The sequence below is a fragment of the Pseudomonas sp. AC193 genome, assembly GCF_979258075.1.
Genome location: NZ_OZ409832.1, coordinates 4,460,502 through 4,479,224 on the forward strand (window position 1 = coordinate 4,460,502; position 18,723 = coordinate 4,479,224).

At 57.9% G+C, this 18,723-nt stretch carries 14 protein-coding genes and 2 pseudogenes; 2 read left to right on the forward strand and 14 right to left on the reverse strand.

Going from position 1 to position 18,723, the window contains the following annotated elements; translation table 11 throughout:
• Positions 1-3: 3 nt before the first annotated feature.
• The 6 genes from secG to rlmE all read right to left on the reverse strand — a co-directional run bounded on the left by secG (position 4) and on the right by rlmE (position 6,173).
• The gene (secG, locus tag ACZZ0D_RS20195; protein ID WP_016986497.1) at positions 4-390 is read right to left on the reverse strand and encodes a preprotein translocase subunit SecG; all 387 of its coding nucleotides are present in this window, start codon (positions 388-390) and stop codon (positions 4-6) included.
• A gap of 4 nt (positions 391-394) precedes the next feature.
• Entirely contained in the window at positions 395-1,150 is a 756-nt protein-coding gene (tpiA, locus tag ACZZ0D_RS20200; RefSeq protein ID WP_053117032.1) for a triose-phosphate isomerase, read from the reverse strand.
• A 65-nt stretch (positions 1,151-1,215) separates the two neighbouring features.
• On the reverse strand, positions 1,216-2,553 hold the full coding sequence (gene glmM, locus ACZZ0D_RS20205) for a phosphoglucosamine mutase (RefSeq protein ID WP_463554101.1): 1,338 nt from the start codon (positions 2,551-2,553) through the stop codon (positions 1,216-1,218).
• 16 nt (positions 2,554-2,569) lie between these two features.
• Positions 2,570-3,421 carry a dihydropteroate synthase gene (gene folP, locus ACZZ0D_RS20210; protein WP_400755863.1) on the reverse strand — a complete coding sequence of 284 codons (852 nt, stop codon included), beginning with the start codon at positions 3,419-3,421 and terminating at the stop codon, positions 2,570-2,572.
• Positions 3,422-3,429: 8 nt separating this feature from the next.
• Positions 3,430-5,340, reverse strand: coding sequence for an ATP-dependent zinc metalloprotease FtsH (gene ftsH, locus ACZZ0D_RS20215; RefSeq protein ID WP_463554824.1), 1,911 nt, complete (start codon positions 5,338-5,340; stop codon positions 3,430-3,432).
• 203 nt (positions 5,341-5,543) lie between these two features.
• On the reverse strand, positions 5,544-6,173 hold the full coding sequence (gene rlmE / locus ACZZ0D_RS20220; RefSeq protein WP_463554102.1) for a 23S rRNA (uridine(2552)-2'-O)-methyltransferase RlmE: 630 nt from the start codon (positions 6,171-6,173) through the stop codon (positions 5,544-5,546).
• Between the two features lie 101 nt (positions 6,174-6,274).
• Here rlmE and ACZZ0D_RS20225 point away from each other — a divergent pair, with 101 nt between their 5' ends.
• Entirely contained in the window at positions 6,275-6,583 is a 309-nt protein-coding gene (locus tag ACZZ0D_RS20225; protein WP_053117027.1) for a YhbY family RNA-binding protein, read from the forward strand.
• Positions 6,584-6,592: 9 nt separating this feature from the next.
• On the opposite strand, the gene ACZZ0D_RS20230 is transcribed toward ACZZ0D_RS20225, so the two are convergent.
• The 4 genes and pseudogenes from ACZZ0D_RS20230 to carA all read right to left on the reverse strand — a co-directional run bounded on the left by ACZZ0D_RS20230 (position 6,593) and on the right by carA (position 11,990).
• Positions 6,593-6,997 (reverse strand): MFS transporter, encoded by a 405-nt coding sequence (locus ACZZ0D_RS20230; protein WP_463554103.1) that lies wholly within the window; start codon positions 6,995-6,997, stop codon positions 6,593-6,595.
• 28 nt (positions 6,998-7,025) lie between these two features.
• Positions 7,026-7,502 carry a transcription elongation factor GreA gene (gene greA, locus ACZZ0D_RS20235; protein ID WP_053117947.1) on the reverse strand — a complete coding sequence of 159 codons (477 nt, stop codon included), beginning with the start codon at positions 7,500-7,502 and terminating at the stop codon, positions 7,026-7,028.
• Between the two features lie 2 nt (positions 7,503-7,504).
• Positions 7,505-10,727: pseudogene (gene carB, locus ACZZ0D_RS20240) on the reverse strand (carbamoyl-phosphate synthase large subunit).
• Positions 10,728-10,853: 126 nt separating this feature from the next.
• On the reverse strand, positions 10,854-11,990 hold the full coding sequence (gene carA, locus ACZZ0D_RS20245; protein ID WP_053117024.1) for a glutamine-hydrolyzing carbamoyl-phosphate synthase small subunit: 1,137 nt from the start codon (positions 11,988-11,990) through the stop codon (positions 10,854-10,856).
• 288 nt (positions 11,991-12,278) lie between these two features.
• On the opposite strand from carA, the gene ACZZ0D_RS20250 reads away from it, so the two are divergent.
• The gene (locus ACZZ0D_RS20250) at positions 12,279-13,694 is read left to right on the forward strand and encodes a DNA cytosine methyltransferase (RefSeq protein WP_463554104.1); all 1,416 of its coding nucleotides are present in this window, start codon (positions 12,279-12,281) and stop codon (positions 13,692-13,694) included.
• A 41-nt stretch (positions 13,695-13,735) separates the two neighbouring features.
• Here ACZZ0D_RS20250 and ACZZ0D_RS20255 read toward each other — a convergent pair whose 3' ends face one another.
• From ACZZ0D_RS20255 to dnaK, 4 genes and pseudogenes are all read right to left on the reverse strand, one after another.
• Positions 13,736-14,473: a PmeII family type II restriction endonuclease gene (locus ACZZ0D_RS20255; RefSeq protein ID WP_463554105.1), complete on the reverse strand. Its 738-nt coding sequence runs from the start codon at positions 14,471-14,473 to the stop codon at positions 13,736-13,738.
• A gap of 78 nt (positions 14,474-14,551) precedes the next feature.
• Complete coding sequence (dapB, locus tag ACZZ0D_RS20260) at positions 14,552-15,358, reverse strand: 4-hydroxy-tetrahydrodipicolinate reductase (RefSeq protein WP_053117021.1); 807 nt, start codon at positions 15,356-15,358, stop codon at positions 14,552-14,554.
• A gap of 9 nt (positions 15,359-15,367) precedes the next feature.
• The gene (gene dnaJ, locus ACZZ0D_RS20265) at positions 15,368-16,492 is read right to left on the reverse strand and encodes a molecular chaperone DnaJ (RefSeq protein ID WP_053117020.1); all 1,125 of its coding nucleotides are present in this window, start codon (positions 16,490-16,492) and stop codon (positions 15,368-15,370) included.
• A 296-nt stretch (positions 16,493-16,788) separates the two neighbouring features.
• Positions 16,789-18,706 (reverse strand): annotated as a pseudogene (gene dnaK / locus ACZZ0D_RS20270) (molecular chaperone DnaK).
• Between the last annotated feature and the right edge of the window lie 17 nt (positions 18,707-18,723).

Consider the following 18,723-nt stretch of genomic DNA (forward strand, 5'->3'; position numbering starts at 1 on the left):
TTCTTACTTCTGCTCTTGAGCTGGAGGTACGTCAGTCGCTGGAGTAGCCGACTTTTGCTCTTGAAGCACCGGGACATCATCAGAAGCCGGTTGTTGTTGCTTAGGTACTTCCAACACTGCCGGGTTTGGCAAACCTGCTTGAGTCAGCTGATGAGCTTTCTCTTTAGCAAAGTAACCTAACCCTAAGCTGGTTATGAAGAAACCGGCGGCAAGTATAGCAGTAAACTTACTAAGAAAGGTAGAGGAACCTTGGCTTCCGAACACAGTATTTGAAGCACCTGCTCCGAAAGACGCGCCAGCGTCCGCACCCTTACCCTGCTGCAGCAAAACCAGAGCAACTACGCCCAATGCACCCAGCAGATGAAAAACGACTACGACTGTTTCCAGCATTTTTTCAGTTTCCCGCGGCGCGACAGATCGCACCGAACTCATCTGCATTCAGGGAAGCTCCACCAATGAGCCCCCCATCGATATCCGGCATGCCGAACAGTTCGACCGCATTGGCCGCCTTCACGCTGCCGCCGTATAGAAGCCGCACACCTCGTGCGACTTCAGAATTCTCTGCCGCCAACTGCTCGCGAATGGCTTTATGCACATCCTGCGCCTGTTGCGGCGTTGCAGTCAGTCCGGTGCCAATGGCCCAGACAGGCTCGTAAGCAATGACTGCTTTAGCAAAAGCACCAACACCCAGCTCCTCGATGATGCTGCCCAGCTGACGCCCGACAACCTCAAGAGTTTTCCCGGCTTCGCGTTGCTCGAGGGTTTCCCCTACACACAACACCGGAATCAAACCACATGCCTGTGCCGCTGCGAACTTGCGATTCAGCATCCCGTCTCGCTCACCCATTATCTGGCGGCGTTCGGAGTGCCCGACAAGCACAAGGGAACAACCTGCATCCACCAACTGACTCGGTGCAATTTCACCGGTCAATGCACCCTGCATGGATTCCACCGCAGAATTCTGCGCACCGACCGAAATCGATTTACCTTTCAAGCCATCAACCACTTGGTTGATATACAAGCAAGGCGGGAATACCGCGACATCAACACCGCTTGGCAAGGCCAGATGACGAAGGCCGTTGATCAGCTCAGCGACGCTGGCGCGGGTACCGTGCATCTTCCAGTTACCAGCTACCATAGGGCGACGCATGCTGTACCTCGTCGGTCAAAGTGGGCGCAGATGTTACCCAACACAATCATGCCTTGCAAGCCGAATCAGGCAGAAACTTCAGTTACCAGTTTTGCCAGTTCTTCGGCGTAGCTGCGAACCTGCGTTTCGTCCTCGCCTTCGACCATGACGCGCACCAGAGGCTCTGTCCCGGACTTGCGCAAAAGCACACGACCACGACCCGCCATTGCCTGGGTTACACGCGCACTGGCTTCCTTGACAGCAGGATGCTCCAGCGGATTATCGCCGCCGCCAAAACGCACGTTGATCAGCACTTGAGGGCACTTGCGCAGCGCCTGACGGCTTTGCGCCAGACCCTCGTTACGAGTCTTTAGCGCCATCAGCACCTGCAACGCCGCGATGATCGCATCACCGGTCGTGGTGTGATTGAAGCAAACGATGTGCCCCGAATTTTCACCACCAACCAGCCAGTTGCGCTCGAGCAATTCAGCAATCACATAGCGGTCGCCGACATTGGCACGAATAAACGGGATTGAAAGCTCCGCCAGCGCCAACTCAAGACCCAAGTTGCTCATCAGGGTACCAACCACGCCGCCTTGCAGTTTGCCGCGCTCATGCAGGTCACGGGCGATGATGAACAACAACTCGTCACCATCAACGATGGCACCGGTATGATCGACCATCAACACGCGATCACCATCGCCATCGAAGGCAATACCCAGATCAGCATGCTCAGCCAGCACCGCCGCCTGCAACTGGCCCATATGGGTCGAGCCGCAGTTGTCGTTGATGTTCAGGCCATTAGGTTGCGCCGACAGCACCACCACTTCCGCACCCAGCTCACGGAACACGCTAGGCGCTACCTTGTAGGTCGCACCGTGGGCGCAGTCGATAACAATTTTCAGCCCGGAGAAGCTGGTACCGGTCGGCACACTGCTTTTGCAGAATTCGATGTAACGACCGGATGCGTCGTTGATACGCGACACCTTGCCGATCTTGCTCGACTCAACCACCGTCATCGGTGTGTCGAGCAACTCTTCAATCATCAGCTCCAGCTCATCTGGCAGCTTGGTGCCTTTGCCGGAGAAAAACTTGATACCGTTATCGTCGTGCGGATTGTGCGAGGCACTGATCACAATGCCGGCTTCAGCCTGGAACGTACGCGACAGGTAAGCGATCGCGGGCGTCGGCATCGGGCCCAGCAGCATCACATCGGCACCCGCCGAAGTCAGGCCGGCCTCAAGCGCCGATTCGAACATATAACCGGAAATCCGCGTGTCCTTGCCAACCAGCACCTTGCAGGCACCCATCTTGCGGAACGCCATGCCGGCAGCCCAACCGAGCTTGAGCATAAACTCAGGAGTGATCGGATAAACACCGACACGACCACGAATGCCGTCGGTACCAAAGTATTTTTTGCTCATATGCGCTCCATCATTCTTATTCAGCTGATTCCACGGCCGCGATCATCCGAACCACGTCTACCGTCTCCGCCACATCATGGACGCGCAATATACGCGCACCTTTGACAGAAGCCAGCGCTGCCAGCGCCAGGCCACCAAAAAGTCGTTCACCCACAGGACGATTCAAGGCATGACCAATCATGCTTTTACGAGAAACGCCCACCAGCAGCGGCCGGCCCAACGCATGCAGGGCTTCCATGTGCTTGAACAAGCTTAGATTGTGCTGCAGGGTTTTGGCGAAGCCAAACCCCGGGTCGAGAATGATTCGCTCGGCAGGAATACCGGCAGCCGCACATTGCGTCATGCGCTCGGCGAGAAACTCACCGACTTCCCGAGTGACATCCTGATAGTGCGGATTGTCCTGCATGTCACCAGGCTCGCCCAGCATATGCATCAGACACACCGGCAAACCGGTCGCCGCTGCTGCATCCAGTGCACCGTCACGCTGCAATGAACGGACATCGTTAATCAGGCCAGCACCGAGACGCGCCGTTTCGCGCATCACGGCAGGCGTCGAGGTATCAACCGAGATAATCACATCGAGTTCGCGATTGATCAGCTCGACGATCGGCGCGACGCGCTCAAGCTCTTCCAGCGGCGAAACTGCACGCGCTCCGGGTCGGGTCGACTCGCCTCCAACATCAATCAGCGTCGCACCGGCGGCGACCATGGCTTCGGCGTGGCGCAGGGCCGCGTCGAGCTGGCTGTATCGGCCGCCATCGGAAAAGGAATCGGGAGTGACATTGAGAATGCCCATGACATGCGTATGGGCCAAATCAAGAACCCGGTTGCCGCAAGGCAACCGGGTCAGGGACTGTGCAAAAGTCATTTCAAACCTTAAACGTCAGCAGCCGGACCGCCAATCGGTGTTTCCGGACGCTCATCCTGAACAACCGGAGGCGGCGGCGGTGTACCCGTGCCACCCGACCAGTCGCGAGGTTCGCGAGGTGTGCGACCGGCCATGATGTCGTCGATCTGTTCAGCATCGATCGTTTCGTACTTCATCAAAGCGTCAGCCATGGCATCGAGCTTGTCACGGTTGTCCGTGAGGATCTGCTTGGCCGTGCCGTAGCACTGATCAATGATGCTGCGTACTTCGGAGTCGATCAGCTTGGCTGTCTCACCAGAGAAGCTGGCAGCCTGACCACCACCGCCGCGACCGAGGAACACTTCGCCCTCTTCCTCGGCGTACATCAGCGGACCGAGTTTTTCCGACAGGCCCCATTTCGTCACCATGTTCCGTGCAATCTGGCTGGCACGCATGATGTCGTTGGAAGCACCGGTGGTAACACCGTCGAAGCCCAAGGTCATTTCTTCAGCAATACGGCCGCCGTACAGCGAGCAGATCTGACTGATCAGTGCGCGCTTGGACAGGCTGTAGCGATCTTCTTCCGGCAGGAACATGGTCACACCCAGCGCACGACCGCGCGGGATGATCGACACCTTGTAGACCGGATCATGCTCAGGCACGACGCGACCCACAATGGCGTGGCCAGCTTCGTGATAAGCAGTATTCTGCTTTTCTTTCTCGGACATGACCATCGATTTGCGCTCGGCGCCCATCATGATCTTGTCTTTGGCCAATTCGAATTCTTTCATCTCGACGATGCGCTTACCGCTACGTGCAGCGAACAGCGACGCTTCGTTGACCAGGTTAGCCAGGTCAGCACCGGAGAAGCCCGGAGTACCACGTGCGATCACGGCCGGAGCGACGTCGTCGCCCATTGGCACTTTGCGCATGTGCACCTTGAGGATTTGCTCGCGACCACGGATATCCGGCAGACCGACCACAACCTGACGGTCAAAACGGCCCGGACGCAGCAGCGCAGGGTCGAGTACGTCAGGACGGTTGGTTGCAGCGATAACAATAATGCCGTCGTTCATTTCGAAGCCGTCCATCTCAACCAGCAACTGGTTGAGAGTCTGCTCACGCTCATCGTGACCGCCACCCATGCCGGCGCCACGATGGCGGCCGACGGCGTCGATTTCGTCGATAAAGATGATGCAAGGCGCGTGTTTCTTCGCCTGCTCGAACATGTCACGCACACGGCTGGCACCGACACCGACGAACATCTCGACGAAGTCAGAACCGGAAATGGTGAAGAACGGCACTTTGGCTTCGCCGGCAATCGCCTTGGCCAGCAAGGTTTTACCGGTACCCGGAAGACCGACCATCAGCACACCGCGAGGAATACGACCGCCCAGGCGCTGGAACTTGCCCGGATCACGGAGGAATTCAACCAGCTCGCCCACTTCTTCCTTGGCTTCGTCGCAACCAGCAACGTCAGCCAACGTGGTTTTTACCTGATCTTCGGAGAGCAGGCGCGCCTTGCTCTTGCCGAAGCTCATCGGCCCGCCCTTGCCGCCGGCACCGCCCTGCATCTGGCGCATGAAGAACATGAACACCGCGATGATCACCAGGATCGGGAAGCTGGCCACCAGAAGCTGGGTCCAGATGCTTTGCTGTTCAGGCTGCTTGCCTTCAACCACAACGTGATTGTCGACCAGATCGCCGATCAGGCCATTGTCCTGAATCGCCGGACGAATGGTCTTGAAGCTGTCGCCATCGTTGCGTTTGCCGGTAATCACATAGCCATCAACCGCTACGCGTTCGACCTTGCCATCCTTGACCTGCTGGATGAAGTCGGAATAGTTGAGGGTCTGCGGCTCGTTAGGGCTGGAGAAGTTGTTCATCACTGTCACCAGGACAGCCGCGATGATCAACCACAGGATCAGATTCTTTGCCATATCGTTCAATTAACTACCCTCTGAAGCAAGCTCCGCTACTGGCGCGCGCTTCGCATGATATTCACCGGCCTAACTTACTACATTACCTACGGCTCTGGCAGGCGCCGTCTGTAACCCTTTGTGAAACACTTTCTACACAATATTCGCTAATGCGCTCGGGGCGAAATACGAAAAACCTATCATCCCGCCAAAAAAACTCCGTTTTACTCACTACGCCCGCGGTAGCCCCAAGCCAGCATGTATTGCTCGCGGGAGGTGCCTCGAGAAGAATCCGGCTTGATCATCTGGATCTTGTCGAACTTCTTGCGAGCATCCTTCAGGTAGGTATCGAACCCTTCACCCTGAAAAATCTTGATTACAAAATTACCGCCCGGCTTGAGGATTCGCTCCGCCAAGTCTAGCGCCAGTTCGCAAAGAAACATGGCTTTGGGCATGTCCACTTCGGGCGTACCACTCATATTGGGGGCCATATCGGAAATCACAAGGTTCACCTGCGAATTACCTACCGCCTCAAGGATCTGTGCGAGCACTGCATCCTCGGTGAAGTCACCTTGAATGAAAGTCACGTCCGGAATGCTGTCCATTTCCAAAATATCCGAGGCGATCAGACGCCCCTGACCGCCGATCAGCCGGCTGGTGACCTGCGACCAGCCGCCAGGCGCTGCGCCCAGGTCGACAACGCTCATGCCGGGACGGATCAGCTTGTACTTCTCCTGGACTTCCAGAAGCTTGTAACTCGCACGCGAGCGGTAGCCATCCTTCTGGGCCTGCTTCACATACGGGTCATTAACATGTCTTTTCAGCCAACCAAGGCTTGTCTTGGAACGCGCCATTGGGCACCTCGATAATTAGGGTCGTGATTAATTGGGCGGATCCACGAGCCCTCGGGTAAAATGGCCGCCATTTTACAGAATCCAGACGAAAGGGTCAGATTATGCCGCTCACTCAAGAGCAGAAGAAACAGTACAAATCCATTGGCCACCATCTGAAACCCGTTTTGACGGTAGCCGACAATGGTTTGACTGAAGGTGTGTTAGCCGAATTTGAACGTGCATTGGCGGATCACGAGCTAATCAAGATCAAGCTCACCATCCTTGATCGCGAAGCGCGCCTGGCGCAAATCGCAGAGCTGTGCAAGGTCGGCAAAGCGGATCTGGTACAGGTCATCGGCAAGATGGCACTGGTGTATCGCAAGAACTTCAGCGCCAACAAGCAGCTGTCGAACGTTCATCGCTTCAAGTGATGACAGGGGTCAAGGGTGTGCTTCGCGCACCCTGACACTCCACCCCGGCACCGGTTGCATTACCAGTATCAAACCGGAAAAGCCCAGAATCAGAAAACTGAATTCCTGCCAGCGCTGCGCCTCCGGCCAGCCGACACGCACCGCGACAAACATCGCGCACGCGTACAACGCCATCAGCAGCACCTGGCCGCGAAAATCCCGCCACAGACTGGCAAGGCCTTCAGCCTGTACCAGCACCAAAGCCTGAAATATCACGCAAGCAGCGGCAAATCCCACCACCAGCACTTCAAATGCAGCGGCTACTTCATCGATCAGCAGCGGCGCCAGGCCAATTTTGCCCAGTGCCGGCTGCAAACCGAGATGAATAAGCCATAGACCGCCGACCCATAACATCTGGGCCAATTGCCAAAGCATGGCGCCCGCGTGCAGCGGGCGCCCTTTTTCAGATGTGACGGACTTCGACAATCTCGTACTCGATCACGCCACCAGGCGTTTTAACCGCCACCACATCACCCTCTTCCTTGGCAATCAAGGCGCGGGCCAGTGGCGAACCGACGGAAATCTTGCCGAGTTTGAAGTCAGCCTCGTCCTCACCCACGATGTGGTAAGTAACGCGCTCATCCGTCTCGACGTTGGCGATTTCCACGGTCGTGCCGAAAATCACTTTGCCAGTGTGCGGGATCGACGTGACATCAATGATGACCTGATTCTGAATCCGGCCTTCGATGTCACGAATCCGCGCCTCGACCATGCCTTGCTGTTCGCGCGCGGCATGGTATTCAGCGTTTTCCTTCAAGTCACCCAGCTCGCGAGCCGTACCGATGTCCTGACTGAGCTTCGGACGGACGACCTTGGTCAGGTGAGTGTGTTCCTCTTCCAGGGCTTTGGCGCCCTGAACAGTCATTGGGTATTTGGTTATGCTCATGCCTTCAATCCTGCGTGTAGATCTTGCAAGCGGCGCACGGTCTTTTCCGGAACCGAACTTCAGCGCTTCACAGATAGCTTCGCCAGCAGCAATGGTAGTGGTGCAGTAGATCTTGTGCTGCAAGGCATTACGACGAATGGAGTACGAATCAGCGATCGACTGACGACCTTCGGTGGTGTTGATGATCAGCGTGACTTCGTCATTCTTGATCATGTCGACCACGTGCGGACGACCCTCGGTCACCTTGTTCACACGGCGCACTTTCAGACCTGCGGCTTCGATCAGCTTGGCAGTACCGGCAGTGGCAACCACTTCGAAGCCCAAGTTGATCAGATCACGGGCCACGCCTGCAACCAATGGCTTGTCGTCGTCACGTACGCTGATGAACGCGGTACCGCCGGTCGGCAGCACTTCGCTCGCGCCCATCTGGGCTTTGGCGAATGCTTCACCGAAGGTGTCGCCGACGCCCATCACTTCACCGGTCGACTTCATCTCTGGGCCGAGGATCGGGTCAACGCCAGGGAATTTGGCGAACGGGAAGACCGCCTCTTTCACGCTGTAGAAGTTCGGGATGATTTCTTTGGTGAAGCCGATTTCTTTCAGGGTTTTACCAGCCATCACGCGGGCAGCGATCATGGCCAGGGAAACACCGATGCACTTCGATACGAACGGCACGGTACGGGAGGCACGCGGGTTGACTTCGATGACGTAAATGTCTTCGCCTTGCAGCGCCAACTGTACGTTCATCAGACCGACAACGCCCAGCTCCAAGGCCATCTTCTTGACCTGTTCGCGCATCTCGTCCTGGATGTGCGCAGGCAGCGAGTACGGCGGCAGCGAGCACGCCGAGTCACCGGAGTGAACGCCAGCCTGTTCGATGTGCTGCATAATTGCGCCGATGACAACGTCTTTGCCGTCGCAGACCGCGTCCACGTCCATTTCGATGGCGCAGTTGAGGAAGTGGTCGAGCAGCACCGGGCTGTCGTTGGACACTTTCACCGCATCACGCAGGTAGCGCTTGAGCTCCTCTTCTTCGTAAACGATTTCCATCGCGCGGCCACCCAGTACATAGGATGGGCGTACGACCAACGGATAACCGATCTTGCTGGCGGCACGAATTGCTTCGTCTTCGCTGCGCACGGTGGCGTTTGGCGGCTGACGCAGGTTCAGGCGCTCAACCATTTGCTGGAAACGCTCACGGTCTTCGGCACGGTCGATCGCGTCCGGGCTGGTGCCGATGATTGGCACGCCGGCGGCTTCCAGAGCGCGAGCCAGTTTGAGCGGAGTCTGGCCGCCGTACTGGACGATCACGCCTTTCGGCTTCTCGACGCGGCAGATTTCCAGCACGTCTTCGAGGGTTACCGATTCGAAGTACAGACGGTCGGAGGTGTCGTAGTCAGTGGAAACAGTTTCCGGGTTGCAGTTGACCATGATGGTTTCGTAGCCGTCTTCGCGCAGTGCGAGGGCAGCGTGAACGCAGCAGTAGTCGAACTCGATACCTTGGCCGATACGGTTCGGGCCACCGCCCAGAATCATGATCTTGTCGCGACCCGACGGCGCGGCTTCACACTCTTCTTCGTAAGTCGAATAGAGATAAGCGGTGTCGGTGGCGAACTCGGCGGCGCAGGTGTCAACGCGCTTGTAGACCGGGAACACTTCCAGCTTGTGACGGTGAGTCCGCAGGTTCTTCTCGGTCACACCCAGCAGCTTGGCCAGACGCTGATCGGAGAAGCCTTTGCGCTTGAGCTTGTACATCACGTCGCGGTCGATCGCGGACAGGCCGAGGGTCTTGACCTTCTCTTCGTCCTTGATCAGATCTTCGATCTGTACCAGGAACCAAGGATCGATCATGTTCATCGCGAAGATTTCTTCGACGGTCATGCCGGCGCGGAAAGCGTCTGCCACGTACCAGATACGCTCGGCGCCCGGCACGGTCAGTTCGCGCTTGAGCACGCTCATGCTTTCCGGGTTGCTCAGGTCGAGCTTCTCGTCCAGACCGCAAACGCCTACTTCCAGGCCGCGCAGAGCTTTCTGCAGGGATTCCTGGAAGGTACGGCCGATGGCCATGACTTCGCCAACCGACTTCATTTGAGTGGTCAGACGTGCGTCAGCCTTGGCGAATTTTTCGAAGGCGAAGCGCGGCAGCTTGGTCACTACGTAGTCGATCGACGGCTCGAAGGACGCCGGGGTTTTGCCGCCGGTGATGTCGTTCGACAGTTCGTCGAGGGTGTAGCCCACAGCCAGTTTGGCCGCGACTTTGGCAATCGGGAAACCGGTGGCTTTCGAAGCCAGCGCCGAGGAACGCGATACGCGCGGGTTCATTTCGATCACGACCATCCGGCCAGTGTCCGGGCAGATACCGAATTGCACGTTGGAACCGCCGGTCTCGACGCCGATCTCGCGCAGTACCGCCAGGGAGGCGTTACGCAGGATCTGGTATTCCTTGTCGGTCAGGGTTTGTGCTGGAGCCACGGTGATCGAGTCACCGGTGTGCACGCCCATCGGGTCGAAGTTTTCGATCGAGCAGACGATGATGCAGTTGTCCTTTTTGTCGCGGACAACTTCCATTTCATATTCTTTCCAGCCGATCAGCGATTCGTCGATCAGCAGCTCTTTGGTCGGCGACAGGTCGAGACCGCGGGCGCAGATTTCTTCGAACTCTTCACGGTTGTAGGCGATGCCACCACCGGTGCCGCCCATGGTGAAGGACGGACGGATGATGCACGGGAAGCCGAGGGTTTCGAGAACCGCGTTGGCTTCTTCCATGCTGTGGGCGATACCGGAGCGCGGGCACGCCAGGCCGATGGATTTCATCGCCTTGTCGAAACGCGAACGGTCTTCAGCCTTGTCGATGGTGTCGGCGTTGGCGCCGATCATTTCTACGCCGAACTTCTCCAGAATGCCTTCGCGTTCCAGGTCCAGGGCGCAGTTCAGAGCAGTCTGGCCGCCCATGGTTGGCAACACGGCGTCCGGACGCTCTTTCTCGATGATCTTGGCAACGGTCTGCCACTTGATCGGCTCGATGTAAGTCGCGTCGGCCATGTCCGGGTCGGTCATGATGGTGGCCGGGTTGGAGTTCACCAGGATGACGCGGTAGCCCTCTTCGCGCAGGGCTTTACAGGCCTGAGCGCCGGAGTAGTCGAATTCGCAGGCCTGGCCGATAACGATCGGGCCAGCGCCGAGAATCAGGATGCTTTTAATGTCTGTACGTTTTGGCATGGGTTTGTCACTCAAATCCGCAGGTCAGTCGGCAAGCCGTCTTGATCGATTTCTGAAGTCCCGAGGGGGCCGCCGGTGCCGGGGCCGCCCTCGAGAGGCTTCTCTCTACAGTCTCAAGGCGAACGCTTAGCGTCGCTTGGCCATCTCGTTGATGAAGCGGTCGAACAGTGGCGCGACGTCGTTCGGGCCCGGGCTCGCTTCAGGGTGACCCTGGAAGCTGAACGCGCTCTTGTCGGTGCGCTCGATGCCTTGCAGGGTGCCGTCGAACAGCGATTTGTGGATCGCACGCACGTTGGCTGGCAGGGTTTCTTCGTCTACCGCGAAACCGTGGTTCTGGCTGGTGATCATCACAACGCCAGTGTCCAGATCCTGCACCGGGTGGTTGGCACCGTGGTGGCCGTGGCCCATTTTCAGGGTCTTGGCGCCGGAAGCCAGAGCCAGCAGTTGGTGACCGAGGCAGATGCCGAATACCGGAATTTCGGTTTCCAGGACTTCCTTGATCGCCTTGATCGCGTAATCGCATGGCTCCGGGTCACCCGGGCCGTTGGACAGGAATACGCCGTCCGGCTTCAGCGCCAGCACATCGGCCGCTGGGGTCTGGGCAGGTACGACGGTGACGCGGCAGCCGCGCTCGACCAGCATGCGCAGGATGTTGACCTTGACGCCGTAGTCGTAGGCAACCACGTGGTAAGGCAGCTCGGAGGCTTCGATGGTCGCGTGGCTGTCGGTCTTCAGATCCCAGACAGTCGAGCGCCATTCGTATTGCTTCTTGGTGCTGACGACTTTCGCCAGATCCATGCCCTTCAGGCCCGGGAAGCCTTGCGCAGCAGCGATTGCAGCTTCTTCGGAGATGTTGTCGCCGGCCATGATGCAGCCGTTCTGTGCGCCTTTTTCACGCAGGATGCGGGTCAGGCGGCGGGTGTCGATACCGGCGATTGCCACAACGTTGTTGGCTTTCAGGTAATCGGACAGGGACATCGTGTTACGCCAGTTGCTCGCTACCAGCGGCAGGTCACGAATGACCAGGCCAGCGGACCAGACGCGGTCGGACTCGGCGTCTTCCGGCGTGGTGCCGGTGTTGCCGATGTGCGGGTAAGTCAGGGTAACGATTTGTTGGGCGTAGGAAGGATCGGTAAGGATTTCCTGATAGCCGGTCATTGCGGTGTTGAACACCACCTCACCAACGGTCTGACCGTCGGCTCCAATGGCTTCGCCGCGAAAAATGCTGCCATCAGCAAGGGCGAGTATGGCTGGCTTAGTCAAGAAGACCTCCCGTAAATAAAGCATGAAGGGGCAATCGCAGGTTGTAAAAAAGCGGAGTGACGTATGGACACGTCACCCCGCTTCTTCACTGAATTATTCTGCGCGCTTTTAGTGGACACACTAAAGCTGTAGCTTACAGGAAAGACCTCGATTTCGGAAGGGCGAAACACACACAAACTCGCCTTATAAAGGCATGGCGACGCGCGACCACGGTGATGGCACGGTTGACACCCCTTCACCCCTCTCTAGAATAGGTACCCATCTCAAGTTTCGAGCAAGAAACCCTGAATGAGTACCCACATCAGCATCGCTGACGCCGCCACGCTGCTGAATGTCAGTACGCAACGGGTCAGAACCCTTTGCCGCAACGGCGATCTCCAGTCCGAAAAGATCGGTAATACCTGGATCATCGACCACGCCAGCTTAAAAAATTACGGGCTCCGAACCGCACATATGATTGCACAAGATCACCCTGCTTACGCCGTGCAGACGTCGTCGAGCGAGCGCATACCTATCGCTCTGAGTTTTTTCTCCGGCGCCATGGGCCTCGATCTCGGCCTGGAAAAGGCTGGTTTCGATATCCGCCTGGCCTGCGAATCGAACAAGCATTGCCGCCAGACCATCACCCTGAATCGCCCCAACACCGCGCTGCTCGGTGACATCAATGACTGCACCGCCGAGCAAGTGCTGGAAGCCGCACAGGTGCGCGCCGAAGACGTCGACCTGATCGTCGGCGGCCCGCCCTGCCAGGCCTTCAGCACCGCCGGCAAGCGCAAGGCGTTCAACGATGATCGCGGCAACGCCTTCCTCAAGTACATCGATCTGGCGCTGGAAATTCGCCCACGCTTCATCGTGATCGAGAACGTGCGCGGGCTGTTGTCGTGCCCGATGGATCATCGCCCGCACAATCAGCGCGGCAGCGAATTCCCCGATCTGTCCCTCGACGAAATGAAGGGCGGCGCGCTCAACTTCGTCATCAGCGTGCTGCGACGTGCCGGCTACACCTGCACGTTCAACCTGTACAACTCGGCAAACTTCGGCACGCCGCAAATTCGCGAGAGGGTCATCATTGTCTGCTCCCGCGACGGCAAAGAAGCGCCGTTCTTGACGCCAACCCACTCCGAAGACGGCTCCCACGGCCTGCCGGTGTGGAACAAGCTGCGCGGCGCACTGGTCGGTCTGGATCAGCACACGCACCTGAACTTCCCGGAAAAACGCCTCAAGTACTACCGCATGCTCACCGCCGGACAGAACTGGCGCAGCCTGACTCCGGACTTGCAGCAAGAAGCTCTCGGCAAGTCGTATTTCTCCGGCGGCGGCAAAACCGGTTTCCTGCGCCGTCTGCATTGGGAAAAACCCTCGCCGACGCTGGTCACCCACCCAGCCATGCCGGCCACCGACCTCGCGCACCCGGAAGAGGATCGCCCGCTGTCGATTCAGGAATACAAACGCATTCAGGAGTTTCCGGACGACTGGCAACTGGCCGGCCCGCTGATCGAGCAATACAAACAGGTCGGCAACGCCGTACCGGTCAGCCTCGGCCATGCGGTCGGCAAGTTGATTCGCGACCTGCTCAGCGGCACCGATCAGGCGCCGCCGCAGGACTTCCGCTTCTCGCGCTACCAGGCCACGTCACACAGCGACTGGCTGCAAGTGTTCGAGCAGCAGAAGAAGAAGCTCCAATTCGACCTGGAACTGGCCTGATTCACCGCCGAGGGAGCGTCTGCTCCCTCAAGCCTCACGCCTCACTCATCGCTTGAAGAGTTGAGGCGTACCAGACGATCCCACTGGATCGCACCCTCAGCGTTGCAAAACTCGCGGGTGAATTCTTCCGTGAACTGGTTGACCAGTTGCGTGTACGAGTCCTGGAATTGGGCATTACGCTCGTGCGCCTTAAAGCCCAGCGGCCCGATCAGCTCGACAAACAGATCCGGGTCGCCCGAGATAAACTCCCAGAAACGCTGCCCGCAGAGTTTGCTGTAGTCGCCCTTGTCCGGATTGTTATCACGCCCGTAGCAGCAACCGTTGACGGCAACGATGTTCAGGCCGGACTGGCTGGTACGCAATGTCCGCTGCGCCGTTTTGAAGTTGGTGCGCATTTGGGTGATCTGCGAGCTGTTGCCCCAGCTCGGCCCGGACTTGATCGCGACCAGATGACGGCGCCCGTCTTTATCAAACTCCAGATCAACACCGGCGACCGCTGACTTCCATCCTCCATAGGTCTTGCCATTGATGAAGATCGCCAGCCCTTCCAGCCAATCGCCGAACAGGGTTTCCTCGTTAGAAGACACGTGCGCATCAACAATCCCGCGAACGATCTGCTCCGCCGTCTGCATGTCCTTGGCTTTGAACATGTAGGGATTCTTGCGCTTGAGCACACTCTTGAGCTTCAACCGCGACAGGCTGTCGAGGCGCTTCTGGTGAAACGTGCCGATATTGTCTTCGACGTACTTGGCCACATCGGCCAGATCCAATGGTTGCATCCGTTGCATTCCTTTCAAAAATTGAAACTTCAGACAAAACAAAGGCGCTTTACGCGCCTTGTTTTTTTCACGATCGAATTACTTCAGATCGAGCACATCCTGCATGTCATACAGGCCCGGCTCACGACCGTCGAGCCACAGCGCAGCACGCACCGCGCCCTTGGCGAAGGTCATGCGGCTGGAAGCCTTGTGGGTGATTTCCAGACGCTCGCCCTCACAGGCAAACAGCACGGTGTGATCGCCGACCACATCACCGCCGCGAACCGTGGCAAAACCGATGGTTTCACGCTCACGAGCGCCGGTGTGGCCTTCACGCCCATAGACAGCGACCTTCTGCAGATCACGATCCAGCGCATCGGCAATCACTTCGCCCATGCGCAGCGCGGTACCCGAAGGCGCGTCGATCTTGTGCCGGTGATGAGCTTCGATGATCTCGATGTCAGCCTCATCGCCCAGCACCCGCGCGGTCATCTCGAGCAATTTCAGCGACAGGTTGACCCCGACGCTGAAGTTGGCGGCAAACACGATCGGGATGTCTTTCCCGGCATCGGCCAGCAATTGCTTCTGCGCCGCGTCCAGCCCGGTCGTACCGATGACCATGGCTTTGCCTGCCTTGCGGCAGAACGCCAGGTTTTTCAGCATCACTTCGGGCAGGGTGAAGTCGATCAATACATCGAACTCTTCAGCCACGGCTTCGATGTGAGCGGACAACGGCACGCCAATACGACCCAGCGAAGCCAGCTCACCGGCATCAACGCCGATCAACGTGCTGCCCGGACGCACCACGGCAGCGGTCAAACCGGTCAGCGGCGCGCGCTGTTGCACGGCTTCGACCAGAATCTTACCCATGCGCCCAGCAGCGCCCATCACAGCTATACGTCGCATGCCGACTCCTTACAGATCGCCGAAGAAGCGCTTCACACCGTCAAACCAACCGGTGGTTTTCGGTGAATGGCTGTTGTCGTCGGCCAGCGAGCTGCGGAATTCTTCCAACAGTTCGCGCTGACGACGGTTCAGATTCACCGGCGTTTCGACCGCAACGCGGCACATCAGATCGCCTGCACCGCCGCCACGCACCGGCGCTACACCTTTGCCACGCACACGGAACTGCTTGCCGGTCTGGGTGCCTTCAGGGATTTTCAGTTTGACGCGACCGTCGAGGGTCGGGATTTCCAGCTCGCCGCCCAATGCTGCGTCGACAAAGCTGATCGGCACTTCACAGAACAGATGCTTGCCGTCGCGCTGGAAAATGTCGTGCTCGCGGACGTTGATGACCACGTACAGGTCGCCCGTCGGGCCGCCCTGCGTACCCGCTTCGCCTTCGCCGGACAGACGAATGCGGTCGCCGGTGTCGACGCCGGCCGGTACTTTGACCGAGAGGGTTTTGTACTCTTCAACGCGACCGTCACCGTGGCAGGAATCGCACGGATCGGAAATGATCTTGCCTTGACCATGGCAGCGCGGGCAGGTTTGCTGCACCGAGAAGAAGCCTTGCTGCATGCGCACCTGACCGATGCCGCCGCAGGTCGGGCACGTCGATGGTGAGGAGCCTTTCTTGGCGCCCGAACCATCACACGGCTTGCAGTTGACCAATGTCGGAACGCGGATATTCACCGACGTGCCGCGCACCGCTTCTTCCAGATTCAGCTCCAGGGTGTAGCGCAGATCACTGCCACGCTGAGCGCCGCCACGACCACCGCCGCGACCGCCACCGAAGAAATCACTGAAGACATCGCCAAAGATGTCAGAGAAGTTCTGACCGCCAAAACCAGCACCGCCGCCACCCATGCTTGGGTCGACGCCGGCATGACCGTACTGGTCGTAAGCCGCACGCTTGCTGGAATCGGACAGTACTTCGTAGGCCTCGTTGGCCTCTTTGAACAGTTCTTCCGACGCTTTGTCATCGGGATTACGGTCCGGGTGATGCTTCATCGCCAGACGACGGTAGGCCTTCTTCAGGTCTGCATCGCTTGAGCCACGCTCAACACCCAACACTTCGTAATAGTCACGCTTTGCCATAAGTCTTCTGCACTCTTGAGGACGTCCGGCAAACCCCTCCTGAGGATCGCCAAACTCGTTGAGCCCCAATACAGGCCCGGACCCAACTCACGTCAATTCAACGATCCTGGTCTTTGATTCTGCGGTACTTGCGGCGCGAAAAGCAGGAGCATTCCCGGCCATACCGCCAGCATCCGAACGTTGTCGCATGCTGTAAAAATTCGCGTATTCCAGATACGCCAACGCGGGAGCTAGCTCCCGCGCGGCGACATCCTACCAGTCACTGCCCGAAGGCAGTCAACCGGCCGACCAACAACTTACTTGTGGTCTTTGACTTCTTCGAACTCTGCATCGACAACGTCGTCAGCCTTCTCAGCCGATTCGCCTTGCGGGGCTGCGCCATCAGCTGGCTGAGCCTGTTCGGCGTACATCTTCTGAGCAACCGGAGCGGAGACTTTCGACAGCTCTTCAACCTTCGCTTCGATAGCAGCCTTGTCGTCGCCTTTGACAGCGGCTTCCAGAGCAACCACAGCCGCTTCGATCGCAGTCTTCTCTTCGGCGGTGACTTTGTCGCCCGCGTCAGCAACCATTTTGCGAGTCGAGTGAACCAGTGCATCACCCTGGTTACGGGCAGCGGCCAGTTCTTCGAACTTGCGGTCTTCTTCCGCGTTGACTTCAGCATCACGAATCATTTGCTGAATTTCGTCATCGGACAGACCGGAGTTGGCCTTGATCACGATCGACTGAGTCTTGCCGGTAGCCTTGTCTTTCGCGCCGACGTGCAGGATGCCGTTGGCGTCGATGTCGAAGGTTACTTCGATCTGTGGCACGCCACGTGGTGCAGGTGGAATGTCCGCCAGGTCGAACTTGCCCAAGGACTTGTTCTGAGTGGCTTGCTTACGCTCACCCTGCAGCACGTGAATGGTCACAGCGCCCTGGTTGTCGTCGGCAGTCGAGAACACTTGCGATTTCTTGGTAGGAATCGTGGTGTTTTTCTCGATCAGCGCGGTCATCACGCCACCCATGGTTTCGATACCCAGGGTCAGCGGGCTGACGTCGAGCAGCAGAACGTCTTTCACGTCACCGGCCAGAACAGCGCCCTGAATCGCAGCACCCATGGCAACAGCTTCGTCCGGGTTCACGTCTTTACGTGCTTCTTTACCGAAGAAATCGGTTACCAGCTTCTGTACCAGCGGCATACGGGTCTGACCACCGACCAGAATCACGTCGTTGATCGCGCCAACGTCCAGACCAGCGTCTTTCATGGCGATGCGGCAAGGTTCGATGGTGCGCTGAACCAGGTCTTCAACCAGTGCTTCAAGCTTGGCACGCGAGATTTTCACGTTCAGGTGCTTAGCGACCGGTCGCATCTGCAGTGATGTACGGCAGGTTAACGTCGGTCGACTGGCTCGAGGACAGTTCGATCTTGGCTTTCTCAGCGGCTTCTTTCAGGCGCTGCATCGCCAGCGGGTCACCTTTGAGGTTCATGCCGCTTTCTTTCTTGAATTCGTCGACGAGGTAGTCGATCAGACGAATGTCAAAGTCTTCACCGCCCAGGAACGTGTCACCGTTGGTGGCCAACACTTCGAACTGGTGCTCGCCGTCAACTTCAGCGATTTCGATCACGGAGACGTCGAAAGTACCGCCACCCAGGTCATAAACGATCACGGTGTGATCGCCCTTGGCCTTGTCCATACCGTAAGCCAGAGCGGCTGCGGTTGGTTCGTTGATGATACGTTTTACGTCCAGACCCGCGATGCGGCCGGCGTCTTTGGTCGCCTGACGCTGGCTGTCGTTGAAGTAGGCCGGAACGGTAATGACCGCTTCAGTCACTGGCTCGCCGAGGTAGTCTTCGGCGGTCTTCTTCATCTTCTTCAGAATTTCAGCCGAGATTTGTGGCGGCGCCATTTTCTGGCCGTTCACTTCAACCCAAGCGTCGCCGTTGTCAGCCTTGGCGATCTTGTACGGAACCATCTGAATGTCTTTCTGCACAACTTCTTCGTCGAAACGACGACCGATCAGACGCTTAACTGCGTACAGAGTGTTGTGCGGGTTGGTCACAGCCTGACGCTTGGCCGACTGACCTACCAGGATTTCGCCATCGTTGGCGTAAGCGATGATCGACGGCGTAGTACGCGCGCCTTCAGCGTTTTCAATAACTTTTGCTTTGCCGTTTTCCAGCACGGAGACGCAGGAGTTGGTGGTCCCCAGGTCGATACCGATAATTTTGCCCATGTTAACTCTCCCGAAAC